General features: G+C 57.7%; 15 protein-coding genes. 8 read left to right on the top strand and 7 right to left on the bottom strand.

The window, feature by feature from the left end:
• Positions 1–55: 55 nt before the first annotated feature.
• Positions 56–826: a BON domain-containing protein gene (locus tag GSQ91_RS24385; protein ID WP_158824335.1), complete on the top strand. Its 771-nt coding sequence runs from the start codon at positions 56–58 to the stop codon at positions 824–826.
• Positions 827–964: 138 nt separating this feature from the next.
• On the top strand, positions 965–1,831 hold the full coding sequence (locus GSQ91_RS24380) for a UbiA-like polyprenyltransferase (protein WP_158824334.1): 867 nt from the start codon (positions 965–967) through the stop codon (positions 1,829–1,831).
• A 105-nt stretch (positions 1,832–1,936) separates the two neighbouring features.
• Here GSQ91_RS24380 and GSQ91_RS24375 read toward each other — a convergent pair whose 3' ends face one another.
• Both GSQ91_RS24375 and GSQ91_RS24370 read right to left on the bottom strand, forming a co-directional pair.
• Positions 1,937–2,245: a CsbD family protein gene (locus tag GSQ91_RS24375; RefSeq protein ID WP_158824333.1), complete on the bottom strand. Its 309-nt coding sequence runs from the start codon at positions 2,243–2,245 to the stop codon at positions 1,937–1,939.
• A 77-nt stretch (positions 2,246–2,322) separates the two neighbouring features.
• Complete coding sequence (locus GSQ91_RS24370; protein ID WP_158824332.1) at positions 2,323–2,469, bottom strand: lmo0937 family membrane protein; 147 nt, start codon at positions 2,467–2,469, stop codon at positions 2,323–2,325.
• Between the two features lie 156 nt (positions 2,470–2,625).
• Between GSQ91_RS24370 and GSQ91_RS24365 the strand changes: the two genes are divergently transcribed.
• Positions 2,626–3,468 carry a prephenate dehydratase domain-containing protein gene (locus GSQ91_RS24365; RefSeq protein ID WP_158824331.1) on the top strand — a complete coding sequence of 281 codons (843 nt, stop codon included), beginning with the start codon at positions 2,626–2,628 and terminating at the stop codon, positions 3,466–3,468.
• On the opposite strand, the gene GSQ91_RS24360 is transcribed toward GSQ91_RS24365, so the two are convergent.
• The 3 genes from GSQ91_RS24360 to GSQ91_RS24350 all read right to left on the bottom strand — a co-directional run bounded on the left by GSQ91_RS24360 (position 3,453) and on the right by GSQ91_RS24350 (position 5,744).
• Positions 3,453–3,848: a hypothetical protein gene (locus GSQ91_RS24360; protein ID WP_158824330.1), complete on the bottom strand. Its 396-nt coding sequence runs from the start codon at positions 3,846–3,848 to the stop codon at positions 3,453–3,455. The two genes, GSQ91_RS24365 and GSQ91_RS24360, sit on opposite strands and share 16 nt — an antisense overlap.
• 176 nt (positions 3,849–4,024) lie before the next feature.
• A complete protein-coding gene (locus tag GSQ91_RS24355; RefSeq protein WP_158824329.1) occupies positions 4,025–5,170 on the bottom strand; it encodes a hypothetical protein in 1,146 nt (381 codons plus the stop codon).
• Between the two features lie 46 nt (positions 5,171–5,216).
• The gene (locus GSQ91_RS24350) at positions 5,217–5,744 is read right to left on the bottom strand and encodes a GNAT family N-acetyltransferase (protein WP_254064860.1); all 528 of its coding nucleotides are present in this window, start codon (positions 5,742–5,744) and stop codon (positions 5,217–5,219) included.
• 500 nt (positions 5,745–6,244) lie between these two features.
• Between GSQ91_RS24350 and gnd the strand changes: the two genes are divergently transcribed.
• Complete coding sequence (gene gnd, locus GSQ91_RS24345; RefSeq protein ID WP_158824327.1) at positions 6,245–7,705, top strand: decarboxylating NADP(+)-dependent phosphogluconate dehydrogenase; 1,461 nt, start codon at positions 6,245–6,247, stop codon at positions 7,703–7,705.
• 66 nt (positions 7,706–7,771) lie between these two features.
• Here the strand turns inward: gnd and GSQ91_RS24340 are convergent, their stop codons facing one another.
• Together GSQ91_RS24340 and GSQ91_RS24335 are read right to left on the bottom strand one after the other, a co-directional pair.
• Positions 7,772–8,053: a hypothetical protein gene (locus GSQ91_RS24340; RefSeq protein ID WP_158824326.1), complete on the bottom strand. Its 282-nt coding sequence runs from the start codon at positions 8,051–8,053 to the stop codon at positions 7,772–7,774.
• Between the two features lie 149 nt (positions 8,054–8,202).
• Positions 8,203–8,373, bottom strand: a complete 171-nt coding sequence (locus tag GSQ91_RS24335) for a hypothetical protein (RefSeq protein ID WP_158824325.1) — start codon at positions 8,371–8,373, stop codon at positions 8,203–8,205.
• A gap of 198 nt (positions 8,374–8,571) precedes the next feature.
• Here GSQ91_RS24335 and GSQ91_RS24330 point away from each other — a divergent pair, with 198 nt between their 5' ends.
• The 4 genes from GSQ91_RS24330 to GSQ91_RS24315 all read left to right on the top strand — a co-directional run bounded on the left by GSQ91_RS24330 (position 8,572) and on the right by GSQ91_RS24315 (position 13,762).
• Positions 8,572–8,949 (top strand): iron-sulfur cluster assembly accessory protein, encoded by a 378-nt coding sequence (locus GSQ91_RS24330; RefSeq protein WP_158824324.1) that lies wholly within the window; start codon positions 8,572–8,574, stop codon positions 8,947–8,949.
• A 139-nt stretch (positions 8,950–9,088) separates the two neighbouring features.
• On the top strand, positions 9,089–10,786 hold the full coding sequence (locus GSQ91_RS24325; RefSeq protein WP_158824323.1) for a hypothetical protein: 1,698 nt from the start codon (positions 9,089–9,091) through the stop codon (positions 10,784–10,786).
• A gap of 94 nt (positions 10,787–10,880) precedes the next feature.
• The gene (locus GSQ91_RS24320; RefSeq protein WP_158824322.1) at positions 10,881–12,077 is read left to right on the top strand and encodes a type II secretion system F family protein; all 1,197 of its coding nucleotides are present in this window, start codon (positions 10,881–10,883) and stop codon (positions 12,075–12,077) included.
• Positions 12,078–12,127: 50 nt separating this feature from the next.
• Positions 12,128–13,762 carry a GspE/PulE family protein gene (locus tag GSQ91_RS24315; protein ID WP_158824321.1) on the top strand — a complete coding sequence of 545 codons (1,635 nt, stop codon included), beginning with the start codon at positions 12,128–12,130 and terminating at the stop codon, positions 13,760–13,762.
• Positions 13,763–13,831 lie beyond the last annotated feature (69 nt).

Raw genomic sequence — 13,831 nt, 5'->3', positions numbered from 1 at the left:
CTGTAGTAGCAGTTAGATGCCCGCCAGCTTCTCGCGGCTCTTCGGAGTGTCTTTTATGCGACTTACGTCTCGGCTTGGATTCATCCTCTCCCCTGTATTGAGCCTTATGCTCGCAGCCCCCACCGCGATCCACGCGCAGGCTCCTTCCGATGCGCAGATTCGTGCCGATGTCCAGAAGGAACTTAGCAACAAGCGATTCAGCGATGTGCAGGTGACCGTTAATGACGGCGTCGTCAAACTCAACGGCCAGGTACAGCGGTTTAGCGATAAGGAAGATGCAGAGCGCAAAGCGCATCATGCCAAGAACGCGACCGCGATCAATAACCGGATCGAGGTTGCAGTACCCGAAGGTATCAGCGATGCTGCCTTGCACGACAAGCTGGGTAAGGCGCTGGTCTATGACCGCGTGGGCTATGGAACGACGGTGTACAACAACATCACGCTGGGCGTCGATCATGGCGTGGTAACGCTGGGCGGTACGGTGTATGGGCCCATGGACAAGGACTCGGCGATTAGCCTCGTGGCTAATACGCCAGGTGTGCGCGACATCGTCGACAACCTGGAAGTGGCCCCGGTATCGCCCATGGATGACCGCATTCGCATTGCGGAAGCGAGAGCCATCTACGGCTATCCCTCGCTGAATCGATATGCTCTGGATCCGGCAAAGACGATCCGGATTACCGTCGTCAACGGGCATGTCACGCTGAACGGCGTTGTGGATAGCAAGGCCGATCGTGACACCGCAGGCATCCGTGCCAATGGCGTCCCCGGAGTCTTTTCGGTCGAGAACCATCTGCAGATTGCCGGGCAGCAACCGGAGCACTAAAAAGATTTCAGTGTTGATGTGAAGTCATTTTCGAACCTTCCACCACTTTGTCATCTCGACCGAAGGCAGCGTTATTGCCGTCTTCGGTCGAGGTGGCAATTTTAGGTTGATCCTCAAGAACGATTACGATAGAAGCAGATGGAAAATGTTCTTCGCAGTACGCGCGTCACGCTCGAAATGATCAAGTGGGAGCACTCGATCTTTGCCCTCCCGTTTGCCTTGACGGGCGCGGTTCTCGCGGCAGATGGCTGGCCTTCAGTGCGTGTCCTCTGCTGGATCGTCGTCTGCATGGTCGGAGCTCGCAGTGCAGCGATGGCCTTCAATCGCCTGGCTGATAGCGAGCTCGATGCTGCGAATCCTCGCACCGCAACCAGGGCGTTGCCGAAGGGCGACCTGTCGAAGTCTTTCGTGCTTTGCTTCACGATCCTGGCGTCAGGTGTGTTCTTTCTTGGCGCAGCCATGCTCAACCGGCTGACGCTGGAGCTCGCGCCCGTTGCGCTGGCCGTCGTACTGGCATACAGCTACATGAAGCGCATCACGCGCTGGTCGCATCTTGTGTTGGGGTTGGCGCTGGGCATCGCGCCCTCGGCTGCATGGATCGCCGTTCGCGGCACACTCTCGCCACGCGTGCTGCTGCTGACGGGTATCGTCATTCTTTGGGTTGGCGGTTTCGATGTGCTCTACGCCTGCCAGGACTTTGACCATGACCGCAAGGTGGGATTAAACAGCGTTCCGCAGGCGTTTGGTCTGGAAGGCGCCTTCTGGATTGCTCGCTTAATGCACCTGAGTATGGTGGCTTTGCTGTTTGTCCTGCTACACGCGTTTGGTTTGGGCATGATCGCGCTGGCCGGCATCATTCTCGTGATCGTACTGCTGGCCTATGAGCACGTCATCATCTCGCCGCATGATCTGCGACGGATGAATGCTGCTTTCTTTACGCTCAATGGTGTGATCTCTGTGGTGTTCTTCGCTTTTGTCGCTGCAGATGTATTACATCGCCGGTAGCAGATTCATCCATAGGCATAGCATCTGGCCGGAGCACGATAAATCATCGTGCTCCAGCCTAGGTGCCTGTGCTTGTGGAGGATAGTAGAACAGCTTTTAGCTTGCCTAGCCGCGATTTTTGTAGCTATCGGCCTCGTGCTTGATGCTTTCTTTCAGATGCTCCGCAGACGAGGTCAGCTTCTCGCGTACGTCATGCGCAGTCTTCTCAAATCCAGGCCGGTTGCGTTCTTCGGTGTCATGGGCGGCTTCCTGTACCGCTCCCCAGGCTTGTTGCGCGTGTCCTTTGACCTGTTGCGCAGCGCCCGAGTTGGCCAGCTTCTGGTTGTTGAGTGCTTCGCCCGCACCTTGCTTGATCTTGCCGGCAACTTCGTTGACCTTACCCTTGAGAGTGCTTTCGCTGGTAGTGGTACTCATAGCTGTGCTCCTTTGTGGCTATACGCCAAGTTGGGACAACGGATCCAAATCCGTCTGAACGTGCTCCCTTATAGTGCTTAGAGGCCCCGTCGGCCTGTGATGAGATTGAAGATAAGTACGACGACCGCGACCACCAGAAGCAGGTGAATCAGTGCGCCGCCAACGTGTAAAGTGAAGCCGAGAAGCCACAAGATAAAAAGAATGACGATGATTGTCCAAAGCATAATGCTGTTCTCCTAGCCAATACCTCGGCAATCGTGTGCCGTAGGCCGTCGCCGTTCGTCAGGCGTTGTGTATGGTATGGTGCGGCAGAGAGAGATGAGGTTGCCATTTCGCAGGGATATATATCCTTGGGGTGGGGAGCAACCCTAAGGGTATATATGCCATCGTCCAACCGCAGTGTTCGTGCCATAGCAATTCAAGGGGAGCGCGGCTCCAACAGCCACATGGCTGTGTTGGAGATGCTCGGTGAAGTAGAGATTGTGCCGTGCAGCGTATCGGCCGAAGTGGTGCGCGCCGTGCTCCATGGCGAAGTGGACGGTGCCGTGCTGCCGATAGAAAACAGTCTGCACGGTTCGGTCGCCGAGCACTACGACCTGCTGCTCGAAAACCCCATCCGCATCGACCGTGAGAGCCTGCTGCGTATTCGGCATAATTTGATGGTTGTGCCAGGAGTTCGGCTCGAAGAGGTTCGCTCCGTGCTCTCGCACCCTGTCGCCCTGTCGCAGTGTCGTCGTTATCTCGCGGCACTGGAGGGTGCTCATGCGCTGCCATTCTACGATACGGCGGGCAGCGTGAAACACATCATGGCAGAAGGCCTGCGCGATACGGCCGGCGTTGCTCCAGCGCTTGCCGCAAAGGTGTATGGCGCGGAGATCCTGGTTGCGGGTATCGAAGACCACGTCGAGAACTACACGCGCTTCCATCTGTTGCATCGAGCTGACGCTCCCAGACCCGAAGGGCTGGCGCCGCCCGATAAACTCAGTGTTGCGTTCGCCATCCAGCATCGTCCCGGGACCCTGGTAGCCGCACTACAGCAGCTGGCTGAGGCCGGCGTCGACCTCACCAAGATCGAATCGCGCCCGGTGCCGGGTAAGCCGTGGGAGTATGTCTTCTACGTCGACTTCCGCTTTGCAGACGCCGCCAGCGCAGACGCTGCATTGCTGGCCCTGAAGCGCGAATGCAGCATGGTGAAGGAACTTGGCCGCTACGCCGCCGCCTGATCCGTTACGTTACCGGATGACGCGGCCTGCGCGAAGGCTTCTCGCGTGCGTCGCAGTGAAAAATACACCAACCACCACACACCGATGGCTGCTACGAAAAGAAATACCGCTGCTATGAAAAGAAACATCGTGGCTACGATGGAAAACGCAGTATGCAACTGATGCTCGAACCACAAAGGACCTTCCACCAACGGCCCCGGGGTAGTTCTTAACAGGAGCGGTACGATGACCACCCTCATGGCGCCGAAGAGGCAGCTTCCCGCGAGGCAGCCGCCAATGACCATCATCGAAGTGCGCGCCCAGCTCCGCATGCGAAAAAGCCCGACAATCGTACTGATCGCCCAGGCGGCCAGTGCGAGCTGGAACAATTGGGTTGTCATGGCCCAGGACGCGGATTCTATGTGATGAACTACATGGAGTGCGAATACGCCAAGCAACACAACCAGGCCAAGCGTAGTCGCCGAAATCACCACGCCCACAGGTCGCTTTATCATGGCACAAGTGTACAAAGAAGATGTAAAGGTAGAAACGCTCTTTTCATTCGGCGGTACGGCTTTTAGATTCCCTGAGCAGGGGAACGGCTCTCAAAGGCCCAGCGCGCTCGCCACAGCAGCACCATCAGAAAAACGAAGACGAGCACATCGAAAGCCATGCCATAGAGAAGAAAAAAATTCATGATGCTCGTATTGAAGACAGGTGCCGGCATGCCCATGCCCATCGTGTGTGACAGATTCTGCTGGTAGTCGAGCAGTCGATGGCGAATGCCTGGCAGCGCCATCGACAGAACACTCAGGAGTCCGAGGCCGTATAACGCAAAGCTCAGTACCCACGCAGGTTTCTGCAGCTTGAGCAGGCCAACGCCGGCAACTCCCGACAGGCAGGCGAACACCAGATAGAGAACGTGACCGGTCCAGCCCGGCAACACCACACCAAAGAAAAACGCGGGAATCGGCAGCAGCATCATGAACACGGTTGTAGCTGTACCGAGAAGCATCAGCACGGCGATGATCGTGATCGAAACAGGCCTCGCCGGTGCTGCAGGTTGGGTAGCGGCGATCGGTGGCAAGTAGGTTTCCACTGGAAGGGGTGGAGGTTCGTAGACCATCGGCCGCGCGACAGTGAAGTCGGTCATCGGAGAAGATGTTGCCGGGTAGGCTGGGATCCTGCCGGTGCCTGACAACGGTAGTCCCCGCTGCAGAGCAGCCTGGGCAAAGGCTTCTCGCGTGCGCCGCAGTGCAAAGTACACCAGCCACCATATGCCGATAGAGGCTATGACCAGCCACACGATCGCCATGAAGAGGAAGGTGCCGCGCAGCACGGCAGGATTTGTATTCGGCGGCATGGGCAAGGACTTCATCATCGCCGGCATAGCCGCGCACACCAGCATGGAGAAAAGGCCGATCAGCGCAATCCCTCCGCCGATGACCATGATCGAGATGCGCGCCCAGTTCCTCATACGGAACAGGCCGACAACCGTAGTGATCGCCCATACTGCCAGCGCAAGATAGAGCAGCACGGAGAAGGCCATGACGCCCAGCATGAAGCTCGAAGACTGAGGCACCCCGGGAGCCTCTATCGTCATGGGCGTGTGCCGCATGATGATAGCTCCCAATACTGAGAAGCCGGCTAACAGGCACAGCATCGCCGCCGCCAGACCAAGCACAATCGCCGAAAAGACTACACCCGCAGGTCTCCGCATCATGGCGCAAGTGTAACGCGTGGCTGCTACGGCACGATTCCAGCGCGAGTCAGTTTGAAGTGGATTCGATCTCTTTCGTCATCCGGACAACCTCAATCTCTTCGCCAGAACCAACCGGGACAGCGATCCGTTCTCTCTCGCGATAGCCCCTCAGGCTATACAGCGGTACCCCGGTCAGCGTGCTGCCCATCTCAAGGCGTCTGAATCCCGCCGCTACAGCAGCATCTTCGGCGGCCTTTAAGATCAGGCTTCCCAGCCCCATTCGGGTATAGTCCGGATGCACAAAGATCGCGCGAATCTTCGCCGCCTCGGTAGCGGGATTCAGAACGCTGCTTTCGATCGTTTCGAGCTGCCGGTCTCCACCATAGAGCGTCTTCCGGTAGCTCCACCCGCCACAACCCGCCACCTTGTCTTCACACAGGGCCAGCAGATAGGTGCCATCCGCGATCAAACGGCTATCGACTGTAAACACCGTAACCAGCGCTCCCTCGATCTGCGCCTGAGTGTAATCGCCCGCCTGCAGGACTCGCACTGAGGCCTGAATCACCTCTCGAATTGCCGGTATATCGGCGTCCACGGCAACTCTTATCTGAAATTGCATAGGCAAAAGTATAGTTGGCGGAAAAGACAGGTTTTGTGGATTGAGACTTACTCAAGGCTTTAGAGGCTGGGATATGCCGCCCCTTTGGGGCTGGGTTCAGTGCCACGTAATGGATTTTGCGTAAGCCCTATGGATGACATCCCGGATTCTGCTTCAGCCATCGATTGAGCTAGAGGTGCTTCCGCACCCACACCTTTACATTCGTTATTCGGAAAAGGTACGGTAGAGCGGTTTCACAGTCCGAGTGTGGGGGCTTCACAAAAGATCGTGCAGTGTGTTTTCATTGAGAAAAATTCATGCAGCGCCGCATTATTCTGATCTGAACCTTCTATAAAACCGATTGAATATCAGTTCGACAGTGTCTTGCGGAAATAGATAAAGTATCACTTCTTTTCGATAGCTTTGAAAAAGCACGTACTTACACCAACCGAATGCAGCAGCCCGGCCGCTCAGGCAGACGGGCAGGGGAGAAACTGATGGCAAGCGCAAACTGTGACATTGGCCTGATCGGCCTGGCGGTGATGGGGCAGAACCTCGTCCTGAACATGAACGACCACGGCTACAAGGTGGCGGTCTTCAATCGCACCACGTCGAAGGTCGATGAGTTTCTGGCCGATGAGGCAAAGGGCACGCAGGTAGAGGGTGCTCACTCGATCGAAGAGCTGTGCAGCAAGCTCAAGTCGCCCCGCCGCGTCATGATTATGGTGAAGGCCGGCGATGTGGTGGATAAGACGATCGATAGCATCCTGCCGCACCTCGAAAAGGGCGACATCATCATCGACGGCGGCAACTCGTTGTTCACTGATTCGAACCGTCGTACGGCCGATCTCGGGGCCAAGGGCATTCATTACATCGGTACCGGCGTCTCCGGTGGCGAAGAGGGCGCGCGCTTCGGCCCCTCGATCATGCCCGGTGGCGACCCGGCAGCGTGGCCCGCGGTAAAGGAGATCTTCCAGGCCATCGCCGCCAAAGTAGAGGACGGAACGCCCTGCTGCGATTGGGTAGGCCAGGGCGGGGCAGGCCACTACGTGAAGATGGTGCATAACGGTATCGAGTATGGCGACATGCAGTTGATCGGCGAGGCCTACCAGTTGCTGAAGGACGGCCTGGGCCTCACGCCCGACCAGTTCGCCGAGATCTTTACCGAATGGAACAAGGGCGAGCTCGATAGCTTCCTGATTGAGATCTCCGCGATCATTTTTGGCAAGAAGGACGAAGACGGCCAGCCGCTGGTCGATAAGATTCTCGACACGGCCGGGCAGAAGGGCACCGGCAAGTGGACGGCAATCTCCGCGCTCGACCTCGGCATGCCCGTCACGCTGATCGGGGAGAGCGTCTTTGCGCGCTGCCTGTCGGCCTTGAAGAACGAGCGCGTGGAGGCGTCGAAGATCCTTACCGGCCCCAAAGGCGGCAAGTTCACCGGCGACCAGAAGGAGTTCATCGAGAACGTGCGCCGCGCGCTCTACTGCTCGAAGATGATCAGCTATGCGCAGGGCTACATGCTGTTGCGCGCGGCTGAGAAGGAGCAGGGCTGGACTCTGAATATGGGCGGCGTAGCGCTGATGTGGCGCGGCGGCTGCATCATCCGCTCGCAGTTCCTCGGCAAGATCAAGGACGCCTACGACAAGAACCCAAAGCTCGAAAACCTGCTGATGGATGACTTCTTCTCCGGCGTATTGAACAAGTACCAGGAGAGCTGGCGCAAGGCGCTGGTGGCGGCCATCGAACTCGGCGTGCCGACGCCCGCGTTCTCAACTGCGCTGGCGTTCTACGACGGCTACCGCACAGCCCGGTTGCCGGCGAACCTGCTCCAGGCGCAACGCGACTTCTTCGGTGCGCATACCTACGAGCGCATCGACAAGCCGCGCGGCGAGTTCTTCCACACCAATTGGACAGGCCGCGGCGGCCGCGTCTCGTCGTCTACCTATAACGCGTAAAAGCGCATGTGCGGAAGGGCACGGTCAACCGTGCCCTTCCTATTCGTGCCAGCCAGCAGTGCCGTTCTAGAAGTGCATGTTCGGCAGCTCTTGCACGATGTAAACGCCGACGATCAGCAAAGTCATCAGCACGGCGACTCCACCAACGCCTTTGCAAATCGGCTGAATAAAGTTGACGCGGCGAACGATCTCGTCATGCTCCTGATGAACGGAGGAGGGACCGCTCTCCTCGTTGAGGAAGAGTTGATCGGTTTCGTGCTGTGTAAGGTGGCCGCGGTAGATCATTAAGGCAATGAAGCCGACGACTAGAAAGGTCCAGACTGCGATCATGATTTGAAGCGCGTTCATGGCATTTCCCCCAGAGTGTGCATCAGACATCTGGTCCGGGATACCGGGCGGCTCCGCTTAGGGCGCGCAGCCGGAGGGTAGGCAGGGCTTGACCAAAAACTATACGCCTAAAAAATAGCAGTAGCTGAAAATTTAAAGCAGTTGGCCGCTTATGTGTGCATAGTGCGGTACAGCACCACAGCGATGCCGGCCACAATCAGAAGGGCGACCACCAGCAGTCCCAGAATGAACCACGAGGCACGCTGCCGGGTCTGCTCGCTTGGTTGAGTGATTCCAAAGGTGTTAATGAAGGCCGAAGCCAGTGCTTCCAGCAGCCGCATGGCCCGATTCTACGCCGGGAGGCTCAATTCCCTGGGAGCAGATGGAAGGGGGGAATCCTCCCGGCCCATCCAGCATCTAATCCGATAGTGGTGTGGATGCTTGCCCGAGCGCGGGATGACCGATACACTAGAAATTGGACTTCGCATGTGGAAGCAGGGTTCTTACCCGCGCATGCCCTGTAAGGAGACTAAAAAGCCATGGCTACTGCTACCGTAACCCCCGAGGTCGTCAACGCTCCCGCCCCTTCGACCCCCGTCGTCCTGACCCCTTCCGCCATCGTAAAGGTGAAAGAGATCATGGCCACACAGGATCCGATCCCTGCCGGTCTGCGCATCGGTGTGGTGGGTGGCGGATGTTCCGGTTTCCAGTACTCCATGTCCTTTGAGAATGCCTCCGGCATGATGGACAAGGTCGTTCGTTTCGACGATCTCAAGGTCTTCGTCGACGCGACCAGCGCGATGTACCTGAACGGCTGCACGGTGGACTACGTAGAGACCCTCGAGGCTGCCGGCTTCAAGTTCGAGAACCCCCAGGTAAAGAGCACATGCGGCTGCGGTTCGAGCTTCAGCGTGTAAGTGCTGTCTACACCGAAAGCTAAGAAAGCCTCGCTATAGCGAGGCTTTCGCGTTTTGAGGTGCAAATCTCGCTCGTCAGGAGCGGTTTCTGATGGGACAGAGTTTTCAACTGTGCCTTTCGATGATGTAGAGTGCCGCCATGGCACCTACTTCTTCGTTTGGCCGCCGTTGTTTCGTGGCAATTTCGTTTTTGCTGGTCTTTCATTCCGCGCAAGCGGAGGATATGCTCGCGCGCGTTCGCAAAGCGGTTGAGCGCAGTACCTTGGACCAGCCTGGAACGCATCCATTTCATCTGCGTGCGTCGCTTGTTCCGTCCCCCGGACGCGACAAGGACTCAGGTCGTATCGGGGAAGTAGAGATCTGGTGGCAGGCCCCAGGCCAATATCGCCGTGAGGTTCGTTCCTCTGGTTTTCATCAGATAGAAATCGTGAGTGGCGGGCGTGTTTGGCAGAAGAATGACGGCGATTATTTTCCCGATTGGCTGCGTGAGATGGCAGAAGCGCTGATCCAGCCATTGCCACCTGTATCAGCGGCGCGGAAGGGGCTCATCCCGGATGAGGTAAAGACGCTCCCTGGGAACACCTATCTGAATTGGGAACTGCCGCTGCCACTCAACTCGCAGCCCGCAAAGGAGGACGTTGCACTAACAGATAGCACCGGGCTGTTGTTCTATGACGGAGGACTCGGGTGGGGAGCGTTGTTCAAAGATTACGCCAGTTTTCACGGACGCAATGTAGCGCGGACTCTGACCACAGGCATTCCGGAGGTAACGGCTAAAGTATTGTTGCTAGAAGACTTGCCGGACGTAGCTTCGGGATGGTTCGATTCTACAGTGCAAGGTAGCGATCCGGAGATAAAGACTGTGGCAATAGACAGCACAGACCTCGCGGCAGATATCTCTGGCCCCTTTAGCCTACCCGTTTGGCCCGAGGTGACGAACACGCCACTTACGGGTGTCGTCTCGACGGATCTTGTATTGGATCGTAAGGGTCGAATTCGCGAGCCGCTCTTCGTTACCGCCGACAACCCGGCCGTAGTAGAGGCTGCGCGAGCATACTTCTCGAATTTGCAGTTCAGACCAACCCTGCGTGATGGAGTTCCTGTACAGGTTGTGCGTCGCGTCGTGCTTACGTTTGAGCTGCACCGGCCAGCGGGTGTTGAAGATCTGGGAACTGCGCGCCAGGCATTCGAGCACGGCAGGCTCGCCAGCACTATTTCTGCTGCTGCCTCTACGCCGTATGTGCTGAGGGCGAGATTTTCTGTTGGACTAAGCTCGGGAATCGCTCAGGGAACGTATGTGGATACATGGGTTGACGCTAATCACTGGCGCCGCGAAGCAACACTTGGCGACAGTCGCGCTGTCCGTAGCCTCGATGGCGACCAGCAGTATCTGCTAATCGAAGGGCCGCAAGCTCGTGTTGCCAGAATAGTTTTGCAGGTTGTCGAGCCGATTCCTGCAATCGATACTTTTACGGAATCGGACTGGCGGCTCAAACGCGACACGGTAGACGGCAATCCAACCCTTCGCGTGCTGCGCGGAGATGAAGGCCCGAATGGCAATCTCGATCCGAAGGAGGTTAACGCATACTGGTTTGATTCGGGCGGACATATGCTCCAGGCGTATGTTAGTAAGCTTGCCTTTAGCTATGCTGCACCCCAGGTGTTTCAAGGTGTTGAGGTGCCGCGTCGTATTATCGGGAGATCGAGCGCTGGCGGCGTCGCGATGCGATTGGATGTGGACGAAGTGAGCCCATTAGGAGCCTCAACTCTGCCGAAGGACGAATTTCGATTACGAGGTCATGAATGGAAACGACAGTTCACAAGCGAGGTCCGATGAGGCATTTATTGTGTTGTTCCGTCTAAGATGAAGAGAACCCCAGTTATGGCAGCATCTGGAATTCATGGTGCTTGTCTCCGGGTATCGACCTGCAATGACCGAATTCACTGTAAGACTCGCCGACGACCGTGGCCGCATCCAGGAGCAGACACACGCCGCTGCCACCGCCGAAGAGTTGCGTGCGCGGTTCACGCAGGCCGGTTTTCTGGTGTATTCCGTCAAAGCGCGTTCGGCGCTTACTGGCGGGAGCAAGAAAAAGAAGATCAAGCTCGATATCTTTCTGGTCTTCAACCAGCAGTTCCTCACGCTGATTCGTGCGGGTCTGCCCATCCTGAGCTCGCTTGATCTGCTGGCGAAGCGGCAGAAAGACGATAACTTCCGCGGCCAGCTCGAAGACGTGGCCGCCCGCATCAAGACCGGCGAGTCCATCTCATCGGCCTTTGAGGCGCAGGGCAGCTTTCCGCTGGTCTACACCACGACGCTGCTGGCCGGCGAGCGCTCCGGCAACCTCGAAGAGGTGCTGCAGCGCTTTCTCGACTTCCAGCGCGTGTCGCTGAGCTTCCGCAAGAAGCTGAAGGCGTCGCTGATCTACCCGGCGTTTCTCGTCGTCATGGTGATCGCGCTCTTTATCTTCCTGATTACATTCGTTGTTCCGCGGTTTGCGCAGCTTTACGACCAGCTGGGTACAAAGCTCCCTGGACTCACGCTTTTCATGCTTTCGCTGGGGCAGGATGCGCAACACTACGGCCTCTATATCGCTCCGACAGTGGCGCTTATCATCTATCTGGTGGTTCGCTGGGCGAAGACGGAATCCGGCGCCACGACCATCGACAAGATCCGTGTCGCCTCGCCCATCTTCGGCAAAGTCTGGCTGAAGTACCAGGTCGGCCTGTTTGCGCGCACGCTCTCAACGCTGCTGACCGGCGGCCTGCCCCTGGTGCCAAGCCTCGAAACGGCGGCCCGGTCCATCGACTCCCGGCAGATCGCCAAGGCTGTCTACACCTCGGTTGAGACTGTCCGCGAGGGCAAGGGACTTTCCTCCAGCTTGCAGAAAACAGGCGTCTTCCCCGAGCTTGCGATCGAAATGATCGAGGTCGGCGAGAGCACCGGCGCGCTGCCCCAGATGCTGAACTCCGTCGCCGAATTCTTCGAGGAAGACGTCCAGACCAGCCTAGCCGCTATTATGAGCATGATCGAGCCGGTCATCCTCATCGTGATGGGTGTGGTCGTCGTCATCATCATGATTGCGCTGTACGAGCCGATCTTCAGCCTGAACGGCACCGGCGGGTAGTCTATAAACGAAACACCCGCACGAAATTCGATTCAACGAGTCCAACCCTTATGGCCACCATCCCTGTCGCGGTTCCTTACAGCAACGATGCGCTCTCCGAGGCGGAGCGCGCGCAGATGCTTGCGCGCCGCTACCATGCTGAGTTCGTCGACCTGAAGAACTTCAAGATTCAGCATGAACTCTTCAAGTCCGTGCCCGTGGACCTGATGTTCCGCTACAGCTTTGTGCCGCTGGAGCAGAGTGAAGGCCGTCTGGCCATCGCCGTCTCCGACCCCTCCAAGCTGATGGTGATCGATGAGATATCCGGCCTGCTCGGGACGAGGATCGTCACCCGGGTTGCGACGCTCAGCCAGATCACCGACCTGCTCAAGAAGACAGAGCAGTCGCAGCGCGTGCTCGATGAGGCGACCGAAGGCCTGGCCTTCGACGTCGTCTCCAGCGAAGAAAACTCCGACGAGAACATCTCGATCGAAAAGCTGACGGCCGATGACGACATCTCACCGATCATCCGTCTGGTGGATACCACGATCTTCACCGCGCTCGAACGGCGAGCCTCGGATATCCATCTTGAGACCTTCGACGACTCGCTGCTGGTCAAGTACCGCATCGATGGCGTACTGCAGCAGGCCATGGCTCCGATCGCGCGCGAACATCACCAGACCATCCTGTCGCGCATCAAGATCATGAGCGAGCTCGACATCGCCGAGCGCCGCGTACCGCAGGACGGCCGTTTCCGCGTGCGCTATAAAGGCCGGCTGATCGACTTCCGCGTCAGCATCATGCCCACCGTGCACGGTGAGAACGCCGTGCTCCGCGTTCTCGATAAAGAGTCGATGTCGGAGAAGTTCACCAAGCTCTCGCTCGATGTCGTCGGCTTTGCGGAGAAAGACCTCACACGCTTCCGCCGCTATATCAAAGAGCCCTACGGCATGGTGCTTGTCACCGGGCCGACCGGCTCCGGCAAGACGACCACGCTCTACGCCGCGCTCAACGAGATCAAGTCGGAAGAAGACAAGATCATCACCATTGAGGACCCGGTCGAGTACCAGATCCGCGGCATCACGCAGATCCCGGTTAACGAAAAGAAGGGCCTCACCTTTGCGCGCGGTCTGCGTTCGATTCTGCGCCACGACCCGGACAAGATTCTGGTCGGTGAGATCCGCGACGCCGAGACGGCACAGATCGCCATCAACTCTGCGCTCACGGGCCACCTGGTGTTTACGACGGTTCACGCCAACAACGTGGTCGACGTTCTGGGCCGCTTCCTGAACATGGGCGTCGAGCCCTACAACTTCGTCTCCGCGCTGAACTGCATTCTAGCGCAGCGGCTGGTGCGCCAGGTCTGCGAGTTCTGCGTCCAGGACGTTCATTACACGGATGCCCAGCTCGAAGAGAACGGGCTCAGGCCCGAGGAATGGCGCGACGTTGTCTTCAAAGAGGGGCCTGGCTGCATCGAGTGCGGCGGAACGGGCTATCGTGGACGCTCGGCTATCCACGAACTTCTGGAACTCGACGACGAGATTCGCGAGATGCTGCTCGAAAAGCGTCCCGGCTCGGAGATTCGCAAAAAAGCAAAAGCAAAAGGCATGGCGTTCCTGCGCGATTCAGCTCTGGAGCGTGTGCGTGACGGCATTACCACGCTGAAAGAGATCAACAAGGTCACGTTTATCGAGGCCGGACGGTAAAGCAGCACCTTGACACAAAGTTCGCCAGGGGAGCCAGGTTTGGCCACGGGCATCGTGGCGGGACTTGGC

The organism is Granulicella sp. S156, assembly GCF_009766105.1.
Taxonomy (GTDB): domain Bacteria; phylum Acidobacteriota; class Terriglobia; order Terriglobales; family Acidobacteriaceae; genus Granulicella.
Note: the sequence above shows the minus strand (reverse complement) of the source record. Positions and strands in the feature narration are given on the sequence as shown.